This window comes from Pseudorhodoferax sp. Leaf265 (genome assembly GCF_001422365.1).
Classification (GTDB): domain Bacteria; phylum Pseudomonadota; class Gammaproteobacteria; order Burkholderiales; family Burkholderiaceae_C; genus Pseudorhodoferax.
On record NZ_LMMT01000001.1, the window covers coordinates 636,230 to 657,391 of the forward strand.

The 21,162-nt window shown below is 62.4% G+C and carries 23 protein-coding genes; 14 read left to right on the plus strand and 9 right to left on the minus strand.

What is annotated here, in order from left to right; genetic code table 11:
• Nucleotides 1–3 precede the first annotated feature (3 nt).
• From hisC to rpsP, 7 genes are all read right to left on the minus strand, one after another.
• The gene (gene hisC / locus ASF45_RS02965) at nt 4–1,077 is read right to left on the minus strand and encodes a histidinol-phosphate transaminase (protein ID WP_056656597.1); all 1,074 of its coding nucleotides are present in this window, start codon (nt 1,075–1,077) and stop codon (nt 4–6) included.
• Nucleotides 1,074–2,063, minus strand: coding sequence for a CobD/CbiB family protein (locus ASF45_RS02970; protein WP_056656600.1), 990 nt, complete (start codon nt 2,061–2,063; stop codon nt 1,074–1,076). Before ASF45_RS02970 ends, hisC begins: the two co-directional genes overlap by 4 nt.
• A gap of 33 nt (nt 2,064–2,096) precedes the next feature.
• Nucleotides 2,097–2,798: a CoA pyrophosphatase gene (locus tag ASF45_RS02975; protein ID WP_235580788.1), complete on the minus strand. Its 702-nt coding sequence runs from the start codon at nt 2,796–2,798 to the stop codon at nt 2,097–2,099.
• Between the two features lie 95 nt (nt 2,799–2,893).
• Nucleotides 2,894–3,280, minus strand: a complete 387-nt coding sequence (gene rplS / locus ASF45_RS02980) for a 50S ribosomal protein L19 (RefSeq protein WP_056656603.1) — start codon at nt 3,278–3,280, stop codon at nt 2,894–2,896.
• Between the two features lie 114 nt (nt 3,281–3,394).
• Nucleotides 3,395–4,153, minus strand: a complete 759-nt coding sequence (gene trmD, locus ASF45_RS02985) for a tRNA (guanosine(37)-N1)-methyltransferase TrmD (protein WP_056656606.1) — start codon at nt 4,151–4,153, stop codon at nt 3,395–3,397.
• Nucleotides 4,154–4,173: 20 nt separating this feature from the next.
• Nucleotides 4,174–4,743, minus strand: coding sequence for a ribosome maturation factor RimM (gene rimM, locus ASF45_RS02990; RefSeq protein WP_056657456.1), 570 nt, complete (start codon nt 4,741–4,743; stop codon nt 4,174–4,176).
• A gap of 16 nt (nt 4,744–4,759) precedes the next feature.
• Nucleotides 4,760–5,035: a 30S ribosomal protein S16 gene (rpsP, locus tag ASF45_RS02995; RefSeq protein WP_056656609.1), complete on the minus strand. Its 276-nt coding sequence runs from the start codon at nt 5,033–5,035 to the stop codon at nt 4,760–4,762.
• 157 nt (nt 5,036–5,192) lie between these two features.
• Here rpsP and ASF45_RS03000 point away from each other — a divergent pair, with 157 nt between their 5' ends.
• Nucleotides 5,193–5,714 carry a GNAT family N-acetyltransferase gene (locus ASF45_RS03000; protein WP_056656612.1) on the plus strand — a complete coding sequence of 174 codons (522 nt, stop codon included), beginning with the start codon at nt 5,193–5,195 and terminating at the stop codon, nt 5,712–5,714.
• Nucleotides 5,715–5,718: 4 nt separating this feature from the next.
• The gene (locus tag ASF45_RS03005; RefSeq protein WP_056656615.1) at nt 5,719–6,174 is read left to right on the plus strand and encodes a hypothetical protein; all 456 of its coding nucleotides are present in this window, start codon (nt 5,719–5,721) and stop codon (nt 6,172–6,174) included.
• A gap of 4 nt (nt 6,175–6,178) precedes the next feature.
• Here ASF45_RS03005 and ASF45_RS03010 read toward each other — a convergent pair whose 3' ends face one another.
• The gene (locus ASF45_RS03010; protein ID WP_056656618.1) at nt 6,179–7,189 is read right to left on the minus strand and encodes an inorganic phosphate transporter; all 1,011 of its coding nucleotides are present in this window, start codon (nt 7,187–7,189) and stop codon (nt 6,179–6,181) included.
• Between the two features lie 15 nt (nt 7,190–7,204).
• Complete coding sequence (locus tag ASF45_RS03015; RefSeq protein ID WP_056656621.1) at nt 7,205–7,852, minus strand: DUF47 domain-containing protein; 648 nt, start codon at nt 7,850–7,852, stop codon at nt 7,205–7,207.
• Between the two features lie 165 nt (nt 7,853–8,017).
• Between ASF45_RS03015 and gmd the strand changes: the two genes are divergently transcribed.
• The 12 genes from gmd (at nt 8,018) to ASF45_RS34220 (ending at nt 21,114) form a co-directional block, all read left to right on the plus strand.
• Nucleotides 8,018–9,133, plus strand: a complete 1,116-nt coding sequence (gene gmd / locus ASF45_RS03020; protein WP_056656624.1) for a GDP-mannose 4,6-dehydratase — start codon at nt 8,018–8,020, stop codon at nt 9,131–9,133.
• The gene (locus ASF45_RS03025) at nt 9,130–10,083 is read left to right on the plus strand and encodes a GDP-L-fucose synthase (protein ID WP_200932096.1); all 954 of its coding nucleotides are present in this window, start codon (nt 9,130–9,132) and stop codon (nt 10,081–10,083) included. The genes gmd and ASF45_RS03025 overlap by 4 nt, the downstream gene beginning before the upstream one ends.
• Nucleotides 10,084–10,104: 21 nt before the next feature.
• Entirely contained in the window at nt 10,105–10,563 is a 459-nt protein-coding gene (locus ASF45_RS03030; protein ID WP_056656626.1) for a low molecular weight protein-tyrosine-phosphatase, read from the plus strand.
• 393 nt (nt 10,564–10,956) lie between these two features.
• Nucleotides 10,957–11,781 carry an XrtB/PEP-CTERM-associated transcriptional regulator EpsA gene (gene epsA / locus ASF45_RS03035; RefSeq protein ID WP_063887560.1) on the plus strand — a complete coding sequence of 275 codons (825 nt, stop codon included), beginning with the start codon at nt 10,957–10,959 and terminating at the stop codon, nt 11,779–11,781.
• On the plus strand, nt 11,774–13,198 hold the full coding sequence (locus ASF45_RS03040) for an undecaprenyl-phosphate glucose phosphotransferase (protein ID WP_056656632.1): 1,425 nt from the start codon (nt 11,774–11,776) through the stop codon (nt 13,196–13,198). Before epsA ends, ASF45_RS03040 begins: the two co-directional genes overlap by 8 nt.
• 8 nt (nt 13,199–13,206) lie before the next feature.
• On the plus strand, nt 13,207–14,385 hold the full coding sequence (epsL, locus tag ASF45_RS03045) for an XrtB/PEP-CTERM-associated polysaccharide biosynthesis outer membrane protein EpsL (protein WP_082550765.1): 1,179 nt from the start codon (nt 13,207–13,209) through the stop codon (nt 14,383–14,385).
• A 23-nt stretch (nt 14,386–14,408) separates the two neighbouring features.
• The gene (gene epsE / locus ASF45_RS03050; protein ID WP_056656638.1) at nt 14,409–15,236 is read left to right on the plus strand and encodes a polysaccharide export protein EpsE; all 828 of its coding nucleotides are present in this window, start codon (nt 14,409–14,411) and stop codon (nt 15,234–15,236) included.
• 89 nt (nt 15,237–15,325) lie between these two features.
• Nucleotides 15,326–16,639 (plus strand): Gfo/Idh/MocA family protein, encoded by a 1,314-nt coding sequence (locus ASF45_RS03055; protein WP_056656641.1) that lies wholly within the window; start codon nt 15,326–15,328, stop codon nt 16,637–16,639.
• 87 nt (nt 16,640–16,726) lie between these two features.
• Nucleotides 16,727–17,866, plus strand: coding sequence for an acyltransferase (locus ASF45_RS34210; RefSeq protein ID WP_082550766.1), 1,140 nt, complete (start codon nt 16,727–16,729; stop codon nt 17,864–17,866).
• 25 nt (nt 17,867–17,891) lie between these two features.
• On the plus strand, nt 17,892–19,385 hold the full coding sequence (locus ASF45_RS34215) for a lipopolysaccharide biosynthesis protein (protein WP_082550767.1): 1,494 nt from the start codon (nt 17,892–17,894) through the stop codon (nt 19,383–19,385).
• Nucleotides 19,382–20,299: a hypothetical protein gene (locus ASF45_RS03060; RefSeq protein ID WP_056656644.1), complete on the plus strand. Its 918-nt coding sequence runs from the start codon at nt 19,382–19,384 to the stop codon at nt 20,297–20,299. The genes ASF45_RS34215 and ASF45_RS03060 overlap by 4 nt, the downstream gene beginning before the upstream one ends.
• Nucleotides 20,290–21,114 (plus strand): polysaccharide pyruvyl transferase family protein, encoded by an 825-nt coding sequence (locus ASF45_RS34220; protein ID WP_082550768.1) that lies wholly within the window; start codon nt 20,290–20,292, stop codon nt 21,112–21,114. The genes ASF45_RS03060 and ASF45_RS34220 overlap by 10 nt, the downstream gene beginning before the upstream one ends.
• Nucleotides 21,115–21,162: the final 48 nt, after the last annotated feature.

Below are 21,162 nucleotides of genomic sequence, written 5' to 3' on the forward strand. Positions count from 1 at the left end.
CCTTCAACCCTGCAGGCAGGCTGCCAACGCCTGCAGCAGCTGCTCGCACTGCCCCGGCGTGCCCACGCTGATGCGCAGGTACTGGTCGATGCGCGGCTGCGCGAAATGCCGCACCAGCACCTTGCGCGCCCGCAGCGCCGCCGCCAGCTGCGCGGCGTCGTGCGCGGGATGGCGCGCGAACACGAAGTTGGCGTGCGAGGGCAGCACCGCAAAGCCCAGGTCTTCGAGCTGCAGCAACAGGCCTTCACGGCAATGCACCACTGCATCGCGCTGGCGCTCGAAATACGCCTGGTCCTCGAAGGCCGCGATGGCCCCGGCCTGCGCCAATCGGTCCAGCGGGTAGGCGTTGAAGCTGTTCTTCACGCGCGTGAGCGCATCGATCAACGGCGCCTGGCCGATGGCCCACCCCACGCGCAGGCCGGCCAGCGCGCGCGACTTGGACAGCGTCTGCACCACGAGCACGTTCGGATGGCGCGCCACCAGCGCGGTGGCGGATTCCGCGCCGAAGTCCACGTAGGCCTCGTCGACCAGCAGCACACGCTGCGGATGGACCTGCGCCAGCCGTTGCAGTGCGTGGAGCGGCAGAGCGATGCCGGTGGGCGCGTTCGGATTGGCGATGACCATGCCGGCCACCGCCTCGCCGCGCGTGGCCTCGAAGGCGGCCTGCTCCACACGCAGGCTTTCGTCCAGCGGCACCTGGCGCACGGCCACGTCCAGCCAGCGGCAGACCGAATGGTAGAAGCTGTAGCTCACGTCGGGCAGCAGTAGCGGCTGGCCGGCGTGGCGGAAGAAGGCGTCGAAGGCCAGCGCCAGCACTTCGTCCGAGCCGTTGCCCACGAACACCTGCTCGGGCGCCACGCCGTGGTGGCACGCGATCACGCCGCGCAACGCGCGCGACTCGGGGTCGGGATACAGCTGCAACCCCGCGCGTGCCGCGCCTTCGATCGCGGCAATGACGCGCGGCGACGGGGGATACGGGTTCTCGTTGGTGTTGAGCTTGACCAAGCCGTCGATGGCCGGCTGCTCGCCTGGCGTGTACGGTGCCAGCGCAGCCAGGTGCGGGCTCGCGAAGCTCATCCCAGCAGGCGCGCCAGAGTCAGCAGCGCCAGCAAGCCCAGCAACAGCACGACGGTGCGCCACACCAGGCCGACGACGCTGCGCAGGTGCGCCAGCTCCGGTTCGCGGCCGGGCGTGGATGCCGAGTCCTGCGGCGGCTGCAGGCCCGCCTCGAATGGCTGCAGCGCGCTGGAAACCGGTTTGGCCTTGAGCGCCTCGCCGCCCAGTCGCACATTCACCGCACCGGAGGTGGCGGCCAGGATCACGCCGTCGTTGTCGTTGGGGAACTGCTGGGCGTGGTGGCGCCAGCTGTCGATGGCGTCCTCGAAGCTGCCGACGATGGCAAAGCCCAGCGCCGTGGCGCGCGCGGGCAGCCAGTCGACCACGGTCCAGGCAGCGCCCGCCACCTGCTGCAAGGCGGCACTGGCCGGCTGGTTGTGCGGGCTCGCGCGGTAACGCCAGTAGCGCGAGACGAACTCCGCCATCCGGTAGAACACCGCGCCGGCCGGCCCCAGGCCAAGCGCCGCCAGCACCGCGAACCAGGCCAGCACGCCGAACACGTGGCGGTGCGCCGCCAGCACCGAATATTCGATCACGTGGCGCACGATCTCGCGGCGGGGCAACTCGCTTGCATCCACACGTTGCCAGGCCGCGAGGTGCTCGCGCGCCTGCAGCTCGTCGCCGGCCTCCAGCGCATTGCGGATCTCGGTGAAGTGGTGGCTGAACTGCCGAAAACCCAGCGTGCCGTACAGCACCACCACGTTCCACAGCACAGCCGCGGGCCAGCCGATCCAGTGCGCCAGCATCCAGTACACGCCGAGCGACACCAAGGTGGGCAGCAGCACCGCCAGGGCCCAACTGGTCCAGCCGTGCAGGGACTTGCCCGCATCGAAGTTGTCGCTGCTCCAGCGCACCCAGGCGCGCAACCAACCGTGGATGGCATTGTCGCGGGCCAACGGCCGCACCTGCTCGAGCAGCAGCGCACAGAAGATGGCGAAGAAGCTCATGGGGCGGCCATCATAGGCGACCGGCGCACGGGCTCAGGCCGACAGGAAGCGGTACAGGTTGCGCAGCATGCCGGCCGTCGCGCCCCAGATGAAACGTTCGGTCTCACCGTCGCGAAACGGCATCGAGAACCACTCGCGCCGCGCGCCCTGCCACTCCAGCAAGTGGCGGTGGTGGTTGGCCGGATCCATCAGGAAAGCCAACGGAACTTCGAAGGCTGCCGCCACTTCGCCGGCATTCAACGCCAGGGCAAAGCCTGGGCGCACCAGAGCCACAACGGGCGTCACCACGAAGGCCGTGCCCGTCACGTAGTTCGAGAGCGCGCCAACGATCTCCACATGGGCACGGTCCAGTCCGACCTCTTCTTCGGCCTCGCGCAATGCGGCCGCGTCGGCATCGGCGTCGGTGGCATCGATGCGCCCGCCGGGAAAGGCAATCTGCCCGGAATGATTGGCCAGCTGCAGCGAACGCTCGGTCAAGAGCAGCGTCGGCCCGGCCTCGCGCAACACCACCGGCACCAGCACGGCGGCGCGGGCCGGCACGCGGTCGGTGAAGCGCGGCTCGGCGCGCACCTCGGGCTCCCAGACCGGCGGCGAACGGAAGCGCTCGCGCAAGGCCTCGGCGGTCAGCCGCGCCCGCGGCACCGCGGGCAGGTGCAGATCCGTGCCCAACGAAGGGGCGTGGCGCGGATCGAAGTTGGGGATCTTGGACAGCGGCGTCAGCGGCAGGTCGGACACAGGGGCTCGCGGAATAGGAGAACGGAGACCAGAACGCAAAAAGCCGCCACGCGCAAAGCAGGTGGCGGCTTGACGGACCTCAATGGCCGCCCGGATTACTGGGCTGCTGCAGCGGCCTTGGGGGCCTTGAGCACCAGCTTTTCCTTGATGCGTGCCGACTTGCCGCTGCGCTCGCGCAGGTAGTACAGCTTGGCACGGCGCACGTCACCGCGGCGCTTGACTTCGATGCCGGCGATCAGCGGGCTGTAGGTCTGGAACGTGCGTTCCACGCCTTCGCCGCTGGAGATCTTGCGCACGGTGAAGCCGCTGTTCAGGCCACGGTTGCGCTTGGCGATGACCACGCCTTCGTAAGCCTGGACGCGCTTGCGCGTGCCTTCGACCACGTTGACGCTGACGATCACGGTGTCGCCGGGTGCGAATTCAGGGATCTTCTTGCCCAGGCGGGCAATTTCTTCCTGCTCGAGGATCTGGATGAGGTTCATGGTTCTTCCACAGGATCTTGCTCACGCTCGGGTGTCGCTCAGCACAAAGGCCAAGGACGGGGCCCTTCGCGACATTGCAAAAGGCAGCGGACAGAGGATCCGAAAAGCCGACGATTATAGCCCGCGCGTTTCGGATTGCGCCAGTGCGGCTTCATCGGCCGCATCCAGGCGCCCGGCCGCACGCGCCATGGCCAGCAGATCGGGCCGGCGCTCGGCCGTCAGTCGCAGTTGCACATCACGGCGCCAGCGGGCGATCCGGCCATGGTGGCCCGACAGCAGCACCTCGGGCACGGGCGTACCGCGCCATTCCTCCGGCCGCGTGTAGTGCGGGCAATCGAGCAACCCGTCCAGGGCCGGGTGGAAGCTGTCGAACTGGTGACTTTCGGCGTCGTTGAGCACACCGGGCTGCAGCCGCGCCACGGCGTCCAGCAGCGCCATCGCGGCAACCTCACCACCGGACAGCACGAAATCGCCCAGGCTGATGCTGTGCGTCACGTAGCGGTCGACCAGGCGCTGGTCGATGCCTTCGTAGCGACCACACAACAGCACAGCGCCCTCGCCTTCGGCCCAACCGGCCACGGCCGCGTGGTTGAGCGGCGCGCCCACGGGCGCGAACAGCACCACGGGCGTGCCTGCGCCGCGCTCGGCCAGGATCGCGTCGAGGCAGCGCGCCAGCGGCTCGGCCAGCATGACCATGCCCGGGCCACCGCCGAAGGCCTTGTCGTCCACGCGCTTGTAATTGCCCTCGGCCTGGTCGCGCGGATTCCACAGCCGCACGTCGACCTGGCCCGAGGCGTAGGCGCGCCGCGTGACGCCGCTGGCCAGGAAGGGCGTAAACAGTTCAGGAAACAGCGTGACGACGTCGAAGCGCATGGCCTCTCCAGCAGACCCGATCAGTAGTCGGGCTGCCAGTCCACTGTGATGCAGCGGCCGGGCAGATCGACCTTGTCGACGAAGGCCGAGACGAAAGGAACCATCCGCTCGACGGGCTTTTCGCCCTCGGCGCCCGGCTGCTCCAGAACCAGCACAGTCTGCGGGCCGGTGGACAGCAACTCACGCACCTGGCCGAGCGCCACGCCTTCGCGGTTCACCACGTCGAGGCCGATCAGGTCGACCCAGTAGTACTCGTCCGTCGCGGCACTCGGGAAGCTGGAGCGCGAAACGAAGATGCGCGCGCCCTTGAGTGCATCGGCCACATCCTTGTCGCCGATGTCCTGCACCTGGGCCACCACAGCGCCGGAATGCTCGCGCGCCTCGCGCACCTTCAGCAGCAGCGTGCCCTCGAAGGCCTTGGGGCCACGTTCGGACGCCTGTAGATACCAGCGTTTGGAAGAAAAAAGCGCCTCGGGTTGGGCGCTATGGGGCAGCAGCTTGAGCCAGCCCTTGACGCCCCAACCGCCGACGACGCGGGCCACTTCGACCGCATCGTCCGGCAGGGGCGCCGGATCGAGTGCCTGCAACATCAGCAGGCCTGCCAACTCAGGCAGCCGCTGCGGGAGCAGCAGCCGGCGCGGCGGCAGCGGCCTGGGCCACCAGACGCTCGACCGTGGGCGACGCCTGGGCGCCGACGCTGCGCCAGTAGCTCAGGCGGTCCTGGGCGATGCGGATGCTCTCTTCGTTGGCCTTGGCGGTCGGGTTGTAGAAACCGATGCGCTCGATGAAGCGGCCGTCACGGCGCACGCGCTTGTCGGCAACGACGATGTTGAAGAAGGGACGGGCCTTAGCACCGCCGCGGGAAAGCCGGATGACAACCATGATTTATCCTCAAGGGGTCGGCCTGCCAGCTAGATAGCACTGGTGGGCCAGATTCATTTTTCAGATTCAGCGCTGAGACACGCGCTTGTGGCCACCCGGCCAGCGACACGCTGAAAAGCCCGCGATTATAGCCTGCACTGTTGCTTTTTCTTTCCACATGCCCAGCATCCGCCCCAGCACCGACGCCGACGTCGCGGCCATCACCGCGATCTATACCCACCACGTGCTGCATGGCACTGGCACCTTCGAGATCGACCCGCCCACTGCACAAGACATGGGAGCACGCCGCGCCGACGTGCTGACCAAGGGCCTGCCCTACCTCGTGGCCGAGGAAGACGGCCGCGTGTTGGGCTTTGCCTACTGCACCTGGTTCAAGCCACGCCCGGCCTACCGGTTCTCAGCCGAGGACTCGATCTACCTCGCCCCCGAGGCCGCCGGCCGCGGCCTGGGCCGCCAACTGCTCACGGCACTGGCTGGCGAGGCCGAAGCGCGCGGCGTGCGCAAGCTCATCGCCGTGATCGGCGACTCGGCCAACGCCGGCTCCGTCGGCGTGCACCGCGCGCTGGGCTTCACGCAGGTCGGCGTGATCCGCTCCTGCGGCTGGAAATTCGAGCGCTGGCTCGACATCGTGCTCATGGAAAAAGCCCTGGGCGCGGGCGACAGCCAGCCGCCGGCCTGAAGCGATGCGCAAGACCAAGAACAAGACCCTGGCCACCTGGCTGGCCCTGCTGGGTGGCCCGCTGGGCCTGCACCGCTTCTACCTGCGCGGCCTGGGTGATCTGTGGGGTTGGCTCTACCCATTGCCTACGGCGCTGGGCTTGTACGGCATCGAGCGCGTGCAGCAGTTCGGCCAGGACGACCACTGGAGCTGGATGTTGATCCCGTTGCTGGGCGTGTCGATCGCGGCCAGCGCGCTGACCGCCATCGTCTACGGCCTGCGCACGCCCGAGAAGTGGAATGCCGCCTTCAACACGGCGGCCGCACCCGAAGCGCCGGCCGGCAGCACCAACTGGGTCACCGTCATCGGCATCGCCGCCGCGCTGCTGCTGGGCACCGGCGTGCTGATGGCCAGCCTGGCCTTCAGCTTCCAGCGCTACTTCGAATACCAGATCGAAGAGGCGCGCAAGATCTCGCAGTAGCCGCTCAGAACACCCTGAAGCTGACCCAGTAGGCGATCGCTGCCACGAAAGCGCTGGCCGGGATCGTGAAGATCCAGGCCCACACGATGTTGCCCGCTACGCCCCAGCGCACCGCGCTGGCGCGGCGCGTGGAGCCCACGCCGACGATGGCGCCCGTGATGGTGTGCGTGGTCGACACCGGCACACCCAGCACCGTGGCCATGAACAGCGTCAGCGCCCCGCCGGTCTCGGCGCAGAAGCCGCCCACCGGCTTGAGCTTGGTGATCTTCTGGCCCATGGTCTTGACGATGCGCCAGCCGCCGAACATGGTGCCGGCCGCAATCGCCACATAGCAGCTGATGATGGTCCAGGTCGGCGGCGCTGCGTCCGTGGCCGAGGCATAGCCCGTGGCGATCAGCAGCAGCCAAATGATGCCGATGGTCTTCTGCGCATCGTTGCCTCCATGGCCCAGGCTGTAGGCCCCGGCCGAGACCAGCTGCAGCCGGCGAAACCAGCGGTCCACGCGCGAGGGCGTCGCGCGCCGGAAGATCCAGGCCACGATCACCAGCATCAGCGAGCCCAGTGCGAAGCCCAGCAGGGGCGACACGAAGATGAAGGCCACCGTCTTGGCGATGCCGCTGCCGACCAGACCCGAGGCACCGGTCTTGGCCATCACAGCGCCCACGATACCGCCGATCAAAGCATGCGAGGAGCTGCTGGGAATTCCGTAGTACCAGGTGATCAGGTTCCACGAGATGGCGCCGATCAGCGCGCCGAACACCACGTGCACATCCACCACGCCTGGCTCGGCGATGCCCTTGCCCACCGTGGCCGCCACACTCAGGTGGAACACGAAGATCGCGATGAAGTTGAAGAACGCCGCGAAGACCACGGCCTGCCCCGGCTTGAGCACCCCCGTGGACACCACGGTCGCGATCGAGTTGGCCGCGTCGTGGAAGCCGTTCATGAAGTCGAATACCAGGGCCAGGGTGACCAGCAGCACCACGACCCACAGGGCCACCTGCACAGAAGCCATCGCGCGCTGCCCGGATCAGGAGTTCTCGAGGACGATGCCCTCGATCAGATTGGCCACGTCCTCGCACTTGTCGGTGACCGTCTCCAGCAGCTCGTAGATGGCCTTGAGCTTGATCAGCTCGCGGACGTCCGGCTCTTCGCGGAACAGCTTGCTCATGGCCGAGCGCATCACGCGGTCGGCATCGGATTCCAGCCGGTCGATCTCTTCGCAGGTCTTGAGCGCGGCCTCGGCGGTCGCCGGGTCTCCGATGTTGGAGAGCAGCTTGACCGCGTCCTTCACGCGCTCGCAGCACTTCATGCACAACTCGGTCAGGCGGCGGATCTCGTCCGTCATGCTGCGCACGTCATACAGCGCCATGGTCTCGGCCGCGTCCTGCAGCAGGTCGGCCACATCGTCCATGCAGTTGATCAGCGAGTGGATCTGCTCGCGGTCGATCGGCGTGATGAAGGTCTTGTGCAGCGTGCGGTTGACCTCTTGCGTCACACGGTCGGCGGCCCGCTCGGCATTGTCCACATCGCGGTTGTACTGCTCACGCAGGTGCGCATCGTGGTAGTTGGCCACCAGCTGCGAGAAGGCACGGGCCGCCTCCACGATGCGGTCGGCATGCTGGTTGAACATCTCGAAAAAGTTGCCATCGCGTGGCATCAGCTTGCCGAACAGCATGCGCAGATCCTGGGGGGGGGGGGTGTCAGAAATATGACGATTCGGTGAAACGGGGCGGAGTGTAACTGCGCGTTCCGGCGCCCCGGCCCACACTGCGATACTTCCGCCCACCACGCCGGCACGCATGCCGGCCCCTCATCTCCCAGCGGATCCTTTGACGCTCTCATGAAAAAAGTTGCCCTCATCACAGGCATCACTGGCCAAGATGGCGCCTACCTGGCCGAACTGCTGCTGCACAAGGGCTACGAGGTGCATGGCATCAAGCGGCGCGCCTCGCTGTTCAACACCGACCGGATCGACCATCTGTACCAGGATCCGCACGTGGAGCACCGCAACATGGTGCTGCACTACGGCGACCTCACGGACAGCACCAACCTGATCCGCATCATCCAGCAGGTGCAGCCCGACGAGATCTACAACCTGGCCGCCATGAGCCACGTGGCCGTGAGCTTCGAGATGCCCGAATACACGGCCAACGCCGACGGCCTCGGCACGCTGCGACTGCTCGAGGCCATCCGCATCCTGGGGCTGGAGAAAAAGACACGCTTCTACCAGGCCTCCACGAGCGAGCTCTACGGACTGGTGCAGGAAACGCCGCAGAAGGAGACCACGCCTTTCTACCCGCGCAGCCCCTATGCCGTGGCCAAGATGTACGCCTTCTGGATCACGGTGAACTACCGCGAGGCCTATGGGATGTACGCCTGCAACGGCATCCTGTTCAACCACGAAAGCCCGCTGCGCGGCGAGACCTTCGTCACGCGCAAGATCACGCGCGCCGCCGCGCGCATCGCACTGGGCCTGCAGGATTGCCTGTACCTGGGCAACCTGGACTCGCTGCGCGACTGGGGCCATGCGCGCGACTACGTCGAGATGCAGTGGCTGATGCTGCAACAGGAGCAACCGGAGGACTTCGTCATCGCCACCGGCGTGCAGTACAGCGTGCGCCAGTTCGTGGAGTTCGCGGCCAGCGAGCTCGGCGTCACCATGCGCTGGGAAGGCGCGGGGGTCGATGAACGCGGCATCGTTGCCGCAGTCCACGGCAAGCAGGCCAAGTGCAAGGTCGGCGATGTGATCGTGAAGGTCGACCCGCGCTACTTCCGCCCGACCGAGGTCGATACCCTGCTCGGCGACCCGGGCAAGGCCAAGCGCAAGCTCGGCTGGAGCCCCAGGACCACGCTCAAGGAGCTGGTGGCTGAAATGGTGCAGGCCGACTACACCGCCGCCAAGCGCGACGCGCTGGTGCGGCTTGCTGGCTTCACGGCCTACGACCACCACGAATGAACACGGCCGCCACACCGATCGACCGCAGCGCCACCATCCTGGTGGCCGGCGCCAAGGGCATGGTGGGCTCGGCCATCGTGCGCCGCCTGCAGGCCGGCGGCTACGGCCGGATCCTCGCGCCAGCGCGCGCCGAACTCGATCTGCAAGACCAGGCCGCCGTGCACGCCTACCTCGCAGCCCACCGGCCGGACTATGTGTTCATCGCCGCCGCCAAGGTCGGTGGCATCCAGGCCAACAACACCTACCGGGCCGAGTTCCTCTACCAGAATCTCAGCATCCAGAACAACCTGATCCACGGCGCGCACCTGGCGGGCGTGCAGCGGTTGATGTTCCTGGGATCCAGCTGCATCTATCCCAAGCTCGCCCCGCAACCGATCCGGGAAGACCATCTGCTGACTGGCTTGCTGGAGCCCACCAACGAGCCCTACGCGATCGCCAAGATCGCCGGCATCAAGATGTGCGAGGCCTACAACGCCCAGTACGGGCGCCAGTACACCAGCGCCATGCCGACCAACCTGTACGGCCCCAACGACCACTACGACCTGGCCAACAGCCACGTGCTGCCGGCGCTGATCCGCAAGGCCCACGAGGCCAAGCTGCGCGGCGATGCCGAGTACGTGGTCTGGGGCACGGGCACGCCGCTGCGCGAGTTCCTCTATGTGGACGATCTGGCCGACGCCTGCGTGTTCCTCATGGAGCGCGGCTTCGATGGCCCGCTGATCAACGTAGGCGCCGGCGCCGACATCAGCATTGCCGCGCTGGCCGACATGGTCATGCGGACCGTGGGCTTCTCCGGGCGCGTCGTCTACGACCACAGCAAGCCCGACGGCACGCCGCGCAAGCTGATGGACTCCAGCCAACTCCATGCCATGGGCTGGCAACCGCGCGTCGGCCTGAAAGAAGGCATCGCCCGTTCGTACCAGGACTTTCTGGCACGATCCGCCGCTTAACGGCCCCAGCTGCGGTCTCTCATGTACGAACGGATCCTTGTTGTATGCACCGGCAATGTCTGCCGCAGCCCGCTGGCCGAGGCCCTGTTGCGCCTGCAGTTGCAAGCGGATGGCCGAGGAGAGGGGACGCAGGTGCAATCCGCCGGAACACGCGCGCTGGTTGGCAAACCCGCAGACGAAACCGTGCTGTATGTCGCGCGCCAGCAGCCCCGCCTAGTGCAAGAGCTGGAACGGCACCGTGCGCAGCAGGTCAACCGCACCCTGCTCTGGTGGGCCGATCTGATTCTGGTGATGGAGAAGGCCCACATCCGCCAGCTCGCACAGGTCGATTCCCAAGCACCGGCCAAGGCCCGCATGCTGGGGCACTGGCTCGGGACATCCATTGCCGATCCCTACCTCAAGCACGAATCGGTCTACCAGGAGACGCACAGCCTGGTCGAGCGGGCCGTGTTGTCATGGCGGGAGGGCATCCACGGGTGAGCAGCCCTGCAGACCGGGCCAACGCGCCGGAACCGCCAGCGCCCCTGGACACTGTTACATTTCCTGATGGCTTGAAAGTTGCTCTGCCGCAGAGTGCCGCTAACATCCCCGCCTACCGAGCACGGCGTCGACAATCTGTCAGCGCAGAATTTCCCGAATTTGGCGGCCTGCGAACCAGGCATTGACCGGGTGGGTTGACCCGGAATGTTTGTCGTCAACATGACAATTTGGCCTATGAATGAGATGCCATCAGACAGACATGGACGGGCATCAAACTGGCTAATGCAGAGGACAAGGCCGGGGGGACATTCAAGAAAATGCACCATTTCGAAGCACGCAGAAGGCGGCAGTGTGGTTGCGTTTCCGATCGACTGGTCTTCCCCGAGGATGTGAATGTCATTTCTGAGCAATTTATCCATCGCAGATCGCGGGCGCTACTTCGATGTGCTGGCAGAAGTCGCGCACATCCGCACGCATCTCGATTTGGTCCATTGGTTGCGCGGTGGCGTCCAGCACTTCATGCCGCACGACATCCTGGTCGCCGCCTGGGGTGATTTCCAGCGCGGAGCCATCGGCCACGACATCGTCGCTCCACTGCGCGGCGTGCGAACCGCGCAGGCCAACATGTCCGCCCTGGTCTCTCGGCTGCAAGAACTGTTTGCCAACTGGTCAGCCGCGAACAAGCAGCCCTACGTGACCCCTGCCGAGCGGATCAACGGCCTTCTCGGGCTCGCGCCACAGCAGGACTTGATCCATTCATCGGCGCCAGCCATGCGCTCGGCCATGGTGCATGGCTTGCGCGACCTGCGCGCTGAACAGGATTGCCTGTATGTCGTGCTGAGCCGCGAGGCGATCTCCGAAAAGACCTGCGCCGCTGCGATGACCGCGCTGCTGCCCCACATCGACATGGCCATGCGCCAGACCGCCCTGCCCTCCAAGATCATCACGCAAGGCAGCGCATGCGGAGCGCCTGCGCAGATCACCATCTCGCGCCACGGCCCCGACAGCGCAGCACCCGACAACGGCATGACGGGCCGTGAGTTGCAGATCATGCAATGGGTCGAAATGGGCAAGACCAACCAGGAGATCGGCACCATCCTGGACATCAGCACCTTCACCGTCAAAAACCACCTGCAACGCATCTTCAAGAAGCTGGACGTCTACAACCGCGCCCAAGCTGTGTCCCGGCTCAAGAACAGTCACTACGCCCATGGATAGCTCTCCCATTCCCTTGACACAAGTCAAGACCGCGCCCGAAGTCGTCGGCGGCGGCAGCCTGGGCAAGGACCACCCCCTCAGCTTCATCGAATCGCTGCTCGATCCCGGCATGCTGGTGCTGTCGCTGTGGGGCGTCGGGCTGTACCACACGGGCAGCCTGCGGCCCGAGTACCTGATCCTGTCTGTCATCGTGTTCGCGATGACATTCCCTGGCACGACGCAGATCCGCTCATCGTTGCGCAAACTGGTCACGCAGACGCTTATCAACTGGGCGGCCATCGCCGCGCTGCTGATGGTGATGGGCGTAGCCACCGGGTACAACCGCCACTTCCCCGTGGGCGCGCTGCTCATGTGGCTGTGGCTGGCGCCCGTGTCGCAGATCGCCGCCCACCGCGCCCTGCGCCTGGCAGCACCCGCCATCCTGGCCCTACGCGGACCGCCGCGCAAAGCCGTGATCGTCGGCATGAACACCCAAGGGGTGGCGCTGGCACGCCGCATCCGCGAGACACCGTATTCCCAGATTGAAGTCTCCGGTTTCTTCGACGACCGCGAACTGCACCGCTTGAACGCCCCGATGGGCTTTGGCCTGATCGACCGCCTTGCCGCCTTGCCGGCCTATGTCAAGGCGAACAACGTGCAGATGATCTATCTGTCCTTGCCCATGGCATCGCAGCCGCGCATCCTGCAGGTGCTCGACGGCCTGAAGGACACCACGGCCTCGATCTATTTCGTGCCCGACATGTTCGTGACGGATCTGATCCAGGGCCGCAGCGCGTCGGTGTGCGGGACGCCCGTGATCTCGGTCTGCGAAACCCCTTTCCGCGGCACGACCGGCCTGGTCAAGCGCGGCTGGGACATCCTGCTGGCCTCCGTGATCCTGCTGCTGATCGCACCGGTCATGTTGGCCGTGGCCATCGGCATCAAGCTGACCTCGCCTGGCCCCATCATCTTCAAGCAGCGCCGCTACGGCCTGGACGGCAAGGAGATCATGGTCTACAAGTTCCGCTCCATGACAGTGACCGAAGACGGCGAAAAGAGCTACACGCAGGTCAAGCGGGGCGATGCGCGCGTGACCAAGATCGGCGCCTTCATCCGCAAGACCTCGCTGGACGAGTTGCCTCAGTTCATCAACGTGCTGCAGGGACGCATGAGCGTGGTCGGCCCGCGGCCGCACGCCATCGCCGTGAACGAGCAGTACCGCAAGCTCATCTCCGGCTACATGATCCGCCACAAGGTGCGCCCCGGCATCACCGGTTGGGCGCAGGTCAACGGCTTCAGAGGCGGCGACGATCTGGAATCCATGCAGCGCCGCATCGAGTTCGACCTGGACTACCTGCGCAACTGGTCTCTGCGGCTGGATCTGTACATCATCGCGCGCACGGTGGGCGTGGTGTTCAAGGACACGAAGGCGTATTGAGCCCCGATATGAAACGACGGTTTCGTCCCGCACCGGGCGTTGCAGTAGCGCTGTTGGTATCTGCAGCGTGCGCCTTGGGCCAGGACGTGGACATCGACGCACTCAAAGTGGTCGCGTCACAATCCCTGCGGTACGACAGCAACCTGTTCCGCCGCAGTGCAGACCAGCAGTCGGAAACGCTCAGCACTACTACTGCCGGCGTCGAGTTCGACAAGCGGTACTCGTTGCAACGCGTCGAATTGGATCTCAGCTTTAACCACCACCGCTACCGTAGCAACAGCTACCTCGACTTCGATGCGGTGAACTATCGCGCCGCTTGGCACTGGAGCCTGACGCCGCGGTTGCATGGCCTCCTGAGCCGTACCCGTAGCGAAGACATCAACACCTTCGACTACTACCGCAGTTTCGACAGGAACCTGCGCACCGATCTGACGACCACCGGGAACTTTGAATACGAAGTCGGCAGAGACTGGAGCCTGCTAGGCGGGATGACCCAAGACGAGCGCAGCAATGAGCGCCCTACGGCGCAACAGGGCGACTACTCGCTCCGCAGCGCATCGGTCGGTGGACGGCGCTCGTTTCCATCTGGCAGCAGCGTGAGCTACCGCTACATCGATGGACGCGGCGACTACAAAAACCGCATTCCCGGAGTGAGCGCAAGCCCCACTGCCTTTGACCAGACCGTACATGAACTGCGTGCGCGGTGGCCGGTTAGTGCCAAGACAACCCTGACGGCGACGATCGCGCATGTGCAGCGGGAGCATCCGGGCTATGCGGTGCGCAATTTTTCGGGCACGCGCGGCAACATTGGCTTGCTTTGGAACGCCACGGGCAAAACGGGAATCCAGGTAACCCTCGCGCGGGACATTTCTTCTTACCAGACGGACACGGCCAGCTTTGTGACCTCGAACCGTTTGGCGCTCTATCCCTATTGGTCGCTTGGGCCCCGCACCGTGCTGTACGGTGGTTACGACCTGTCGCGCCAATCTTTCGGGGGGGCGCTGCCTGGCACCACGGATGACAACCGTGAAGACCGAACCGCCACGGCGACGCTCGGCATGCGCTGGAATCCCATCGAAGCGCTGTCTTTGACCGCTACGCTAGGGCATGAGCGCCGTACGTCCAATCTGGACGGTTACGGATACCGCAACAGATCTGCGCGCATGGATGCAAGATTCGCATTCTGATCTCCTTTGAAATGCCCAAAACCATGAACCCATCTTTTCTGTTGCACGCCTGGCTGCATCGTGTCTTGTTTGGCTGCTGGCTGGTGCTCGTGGCCCTGCCACTGCTGGCCCAGAACCAGACTCAGCCGGACTATCGCCTCGGGGCTGGTGACACGGTGCGTGTGCTGGTCTTCCAGAGTCCTGACCTCACCGTCGAAGCCCGCGTGTCGGAAAGCGGGTCTATCAATGTGCCGTTGATCGGCAACGTCGCCATCGGTGGCCTGAGCATTGCAGATGCCGAGCGCAAGATCGCCAACGCACTGCAGACCGGAGGCTTCCTGCAAAAGCCCCAAGTCAACATCGTGCTGATCCAGGTGCGCGGCAACCAAGTGTCAGTACTCGGCCACGTCAACCGCCCTGGCCGCTTTCCACTGGAGATTGCCAACACGCGCGTCACCGATGTGCTGGCCATGGCTGGTGGCGTCATGGCAAACGGAGACGACGTCGTGATCGTCAGTGGTGCGCGTGATGGCGCACCATTCCGCAAGCTGATTGACGTGCCCGCGCTCTTCATGCGCGACAACGACGACAGCAACATGTTGGTCAGCGCGGGCGACACGATCTATGTGCGGCGTGCGCCCGTGTTCTACGTCTACGGCGAAGTGCAGCGTGCCGGGGCCTATCGGATAGAGCGCAACATGACCGTCATGCAGGGCCTCGCGACCGGTGGTGGCCCCACCAGCCGCGGCACGGAAAACCGCTTGCGCCTGCACCGCCGAGACGCAGGTGGCGCCGTCCAGCAGACTGCCCCGGAACTGACCGACCTGCTCCAGCCCGACGACGTCATCTACGTCCGCGAGAGCCTGTTCTGACCACATCGCGTTCCCAAGAGCGCTCTCGAAGGCCTGCGCAATGCGTTCGCCTCGACCAATAGATAACAGCAACCCAGGGAGGACGCGATATGAAGATCGCATTCGTCGGGTGCGGCTACGTCTTCGACATTTACATGCGAACACTGTGGGCCCACCCAGAACTTGACATTCGCGGCGTGTTCGACATCGACACCGCCCGATCCAACGTGGTGTCTCGCCACTACGGCTTTCACGTCTACCCGAGCCTGGACGCCCTTCTGTCGGATCCTGAAGTCGATACAGTGGTCAACCTGACCAGCATCGGCTCGCACTTCGACGTCACCCAGCGCGCCCTCGAAGCGGGCAAGGACGTCTATACCGAAAAGCCCGTCACGACCGACCTCGACCGAACGCGCTCCCTGTTCGCGCTCGCGCATGCGCGAGGTCGCATCCTCACCGGTGCCCCCTGCAACCTCTTCTGCGATGCGGTCAGCACCCTGATGAAAGCCGTGCGCGATGGCGCAATCGGCAGGCCCGTTCTGGTCTACGCGGAGCTCGACGACAACCCGGCGCACATGATGCAGCTGGAGAAGGTGCAGAGTCCTACTGGTGCACCGTTTCCCTATGCCGAAGAGTTGCAGGAAGGCTGCACAGTCGAGCACGTGGCATACCACCTTGTCTGGCTCTGTGCGCTTTTCGGCCCCGTGCAGTCAGTGACGGCGTTCTCAGACTTCCTGATCCCCAACAAAACCAAGACTCCCCTGGTACCGCCCGACACGCCAGACTTCTCTGTTGCATGCCTGCAGTTTGCCAATGGCGTGGCCGCACGCGTCACCTGCACCTGGGTGTCGCCACGCAACCACCAGATGCACATCATTGGTGACCAGGGCGAGATCACGGCAGACAACGTCTTTCATGACCAGTCACCGGTGCACCTGGAACGCTTTTCACGAGTCACCCTGGCCGCCCGCAAGGCGTACACGGCGCGCACACAACCGGTGATTGGGCGCCTTTTCGGCGTCGGTGGCCGCCGCGTTCCCCTCGTGCGCCGCTGGAAGTCGCACGCGGTGGAGGCAGAAAAAGGGGTCGGCAGTTCACTCAAACATCGGTTCGTCAGTTGGCTGCGGCGGCGCGAAATCTACGCGCAAGACAAATTGCTCGGGCTGGCAGAGATGGCACGCGCCATGCGTGAGCAACGGCCTCAACCTCTGCCCCCAGACTTCCTGATCCACCTGACGGAACTCACGCTGCTCATCCAACGTGCCGGCGCGCAGGGCGTTGCCAAGGTGCCGACCACCAGCTTTGCCCCAGTTCCGCTGTTAGATGACGTTCTCAACAGCCCGATGAATTACCTGCAAACGTATAAGCCAGCACTGCTCGAACGCGCAGTCGCCGGGCTTGTCGAAGCGCTGCACAGGCGATGAGCGCCAGCCTTTTCACAGTGGCCCAGTGGCTCAAGCACCTTTGCCGGTCAATGGCTCCCTTCTGCAACTATCCCCGAGCGCTTCTGCATGAGAAAGATCGACGGCCTTGAAGGCTTGCGCGGCTACATGGCCATCTGGGTATGGATAACCCACGTGACCACCATGGCAGCGCTTCCCTTATACAAAACAACGGGCTGGGGCCGCGTCTTGGCAAACGGCGACTTGGCTGTCGGCGTGTTCATCATGTTGAGCGGCTTTGTCATTTCAGCGAGCGTTCTTAAAGATCACTCTGTGAAATACACAGAGTACATTACGCGCCGCGCGCTACGTCTTTTCCCTGCCTACATTGTTTGCCTCATCGCAAGCGTCGTCATTCTCCAGCTCTCCATCGACACACTTCGCGCTATTCCATGGGCTGGCACGCGCACCGATGGTCGCATGGCGTATCTCACAGCATCCCAAGAAAACTTCTGGCCGCACCTTATTCTGCATGCTGGCCTCTTACATGGCCTCATTCCGGACCGCATCTTGCCTTACACGTCCTATGCATTCATGGGTCAAGCATGGAGTCTCACCCTTGAATGGCAGTTCTACTTGCTGGCGCCCGCGCTCATCTTAGGTCTGGAGCGAATTCGCTCAAACTTTGCTCCAATGTGGCTCGTTCTTGCAGGTCTGCTAACACTGTCCACGCAGTTCACTCAACCCTCCTTTTTGCCCTCAAACCTCTATTTCTTCTTCATCGGCTATCTCACTCATCGTCTCTTCTACTCTCAAAGACGAGCTGCCAATAAAAGCGAACAATTACTCGCTCTCCTCACTGCCGCCATCACAATCGCAGCCGTCGTATATCTCAAAGGCCTCAAAGGTGGCGCCGTCATGATTTGGTTTCTTGCCATTTACTCTTTGCAAGGCCGCGCCGGCGTTATTGGGCGCGCGACCGCTTTTCTTATTGAAAACCGGTTTGCACGCTGGCTCGGAACCATCTCGTATGGGTTTTATTGCGTTCATATGGTCGCAATATTTCTTTGCGCCTATATTCTTCTTGTGGTTTTTCGTGTCGACTCCCACATTCTCTACGCCGTCTCACTCATTGGAGCAAGTCTTGTACTCAGTCTCCTCCTTTCTTGGCTGATCTACCATTGGATTGAACATCCATTCATCGAATGGGGCAAGAAACTGACTCGCCACCGTAAAGAACGCACATCGGTTCCACAGCAGCTTTCTTGACGTTGGCCAGCCCCAACTAGTCATAATGAACTCCGAGAACCGGTTATCCACCAAAGCCGCCAAAAGCATTGCCTGGGTCGCACTCGAAAAGTGGGCGAGCAGGCTTCTCAGCCTATTTGTTTTTATTCTGCTCGGGCGCTTGTTGGCGCCCGCCGATTTTGGTTTGGCTGCACTTGCCTTATCGATTTCAACTGTGCTCGCTGTTTTTGTCGAGAACGGAATGGCGCAAGCCCTGGTGCAGCGCGACTCCATCGAAGAAGATGATACGCACTCTGCCTTCTGGACATGCATAGGTGTTGCAACGACCATCTACTTTCTGCTTGTCATAGCATCACCGCTACTCGCACTGGCGTTCAAACAGCCAAGCCTTACGAAGATCGTTCCCATCTCAGGCCTCGTTCTGATCCTATCTGCGCTCTCCAGCGTCCCTGCGGCTTTGCTGGAAAGGGAGATGAAATTCGCCAATCTCACGGCTCGGCAACTTATTGGTTCTATTGTGGGCGCCGTTGTTGCAATCACCGCCGCATTTCATGGAGCGGGCGTCTGGGCACTTGTTATTCTGCCGGTTGTGTCCAGTGGCACCGGCACAATTGTGCTATGGAGGGCCACCAAGTGGCGGCCACGCTTTCGTTTTTCCCCTTCTTCAGCACGAAAACTAGGTGGATTTGGCGCACAGGTGATTGCGATCGACTTTCTGAACGTCATGCAATCCAACCTCGATAAATTTATCATCGGCGCTCAGTTTTCTGCCTCAACTCTGGGCTATTATTTTGTTGCCCAAAGAATACTGACCATCGTCATGGATATGTTGTCCACGACATTCGCTAAGGTTTCACTTACAACATTCTCCAGGCTTCAGGGTGATCCCACGCGAATGATGCGTTATTTCCTCATCCTCACATTTGCAGGCTGTGCGGTTGCGACGCCAATCTTCTTGACACTTGGCGCATTTGGCAATGAAGTGATGCACCTCTTTTTTGGCGATCGCTGGAGAGAAAGTGTGCCACTCCTTATGCTCATGGTTCCGTCGGCCCTGCTCGCGTCCGTAACTGTTTTCGACAAAAATCTTCTACTGGCACGAGGACGCGGCATGGCGTCAATCAAACTGGCTTGCTATCAACTCGCCTTTGGCACGATTTTGCTTGTGATCGCTGTTCCTTACGGAATTCATGCCATGGCAGCGGCCCGATCTATTCGCCAGATCACTTTCTGGCCCGTACGCATACAAGCATTAAAGAAGCATGCTTCGCTGCCGATTCGCCAATATCTTCTTCAGTTCATGCCTCCATCGGTTGGAGCACTTTTCTTCCTAGGAGTCGCGTACGCATTGAAGTCGATGGAATGGTTTCAAAGCTCATCCCTGTCGCCGGTCTATTTTATTCCTGCACTTCTGCTTTGCTTCGGCATGTACATCATTGTCGTATTCTTTATGGCGAGAAGCAAAGTGGTGCAGGTGCTTGACGTCATCAGAACGATCAGGTTCTCCAAAGCGCCTGCTAAAACGGGTGGATCGAAATGAAGTTTGTCAGCCTTGCCCAACACGGGGAATCCCAGCTGCAGCAAGCGCTCGTGCAGCTTTCGAAGGACCACGGGTTTACTAATGTCTTTAATCCCAGCCTTTCCTTAGCGGGCGGCACATGGCATTTGGCATTCAGGGCAGAATCGTTTACCGGAGAAAAGCCCTTCCGCGCCTTCTATACACACCTTGTCGACGGTCGTTTTTCTGACCCGCTCGATCTTACTGACTTTTTGCGCGAGCGCGGCTTGGCGCAGGTCGCAGACCCAAAGTTGGTCAAATTGGATGATGAATTGTTCTTCACCTTCAATACGGGAAACCTAGGAAAGGTGAACAATACAATCTTCCTCATGAGAATTTGGCCCACAATGGGTTCTCCGCAAAAATGCGAAGTTTCCGACCGGCAGACGGTGGAGAAGAACTGGGCTTTCTTCAAGAGAGATGGCAATCTGTGTGCCCTCTACTCCCTCTCCCCGGTCGTGCAGCTGAAGCTTGCTTCCGGACTGCTGGGATCTGAGGACGTGCTGTTTTTTGAACGTGCCGGCAATGTCGACGACTCAGGAACAATCTCCCAGTCGATCTCGATCGGCTCGCAGCTTTCTTTCGCCTCTCCGGAAATGGCTTACATGGTTGTACACGACAAGCCAAGGTTTCTAGGCAAACGCGGCTACATAGGAAGATTGGCTCAGGTGCAATTCGATCAAGAGGGCGGAATTTCCGTCAGAGTTGCACAGACAAGGCTGATTCACTCGATTTTGAAGATGCTTCATTTCGGGAAACGTCACAACCCAAATATTCTTTGGGCATTCTATTTTTCCGGCTTGGTGGCAGAGGGGGATAATCTGACGCTAAGCTTCGGTGTGAATGACCTGGAATTCTTTTTTTCACAGTTGAAGCTGGACCAGATATGGCCGTAAAGACGTTCTATTGGAATCCGATTGCCGACCAGCCAAAGGAAAGCCGATTTTTTTCATTGATCAGGCGGCCGCGGAATTTCGTCCATGGCAATGCCGGGGATTCATTCAATGTCGACGTTCTGAACTGGTTACTTCCCAATGAAGCGGTTGCCAATGTTGGGAACGCCGGAAAACGGGTACTTCTGATTGGATCGGTCGCGCACAGGGTTCTCGAGGGAGACGTGGTAGCCGGCATTGGAAGCAAGCATGACTCAGTGCCGAGTGCGACCGGCACTCACATTCATTTGCTAGGGGTGCGTGGCCCTTTGACGCTCGATGCATTCAAGCGGGCCGGTCATGATGTGACCAGCCTGAGGTTTATGGGTGACCCCGGGTTGTTGATTGGAAAGATTTATCCTGAACTGCATGATATTGGACCCATTGCGGGACAGACGATCTTCATCCCACATTACCGAGAACGTTTTCAATTTCGCTCAAACCGCCAGTACAAGGTGATTTCGATCGATGCATCGCCTTTCGATGTGGCGAAGGCAATTTGCCAGGCGGAGTTCGTGTACACCTCGTCGCTTCATGGCCTGATTTGGGCGCATGCACTCAAGCGGCCTGCACTCTTGGTTGCACCGCGGACCGCCGAATCTGAGCACAAGTACAAGGACTATTTTCAGTCCGTTGACAGGCCCTATGCGGTAGCGGAATCGGTTGAATCAGCATTGCGCTCTACCAAGCCGACGTCGCCGATTGATATTCAGAAGTATGTCGATGGCATCACCCTTCCAACCGTCGAGGAACTGCGAGCTGCCGACGCGCTGAATTGATAGCCCTCGATATGGTTGCGACAGAGCAGCGTGAGGTGGGCGCCTTCA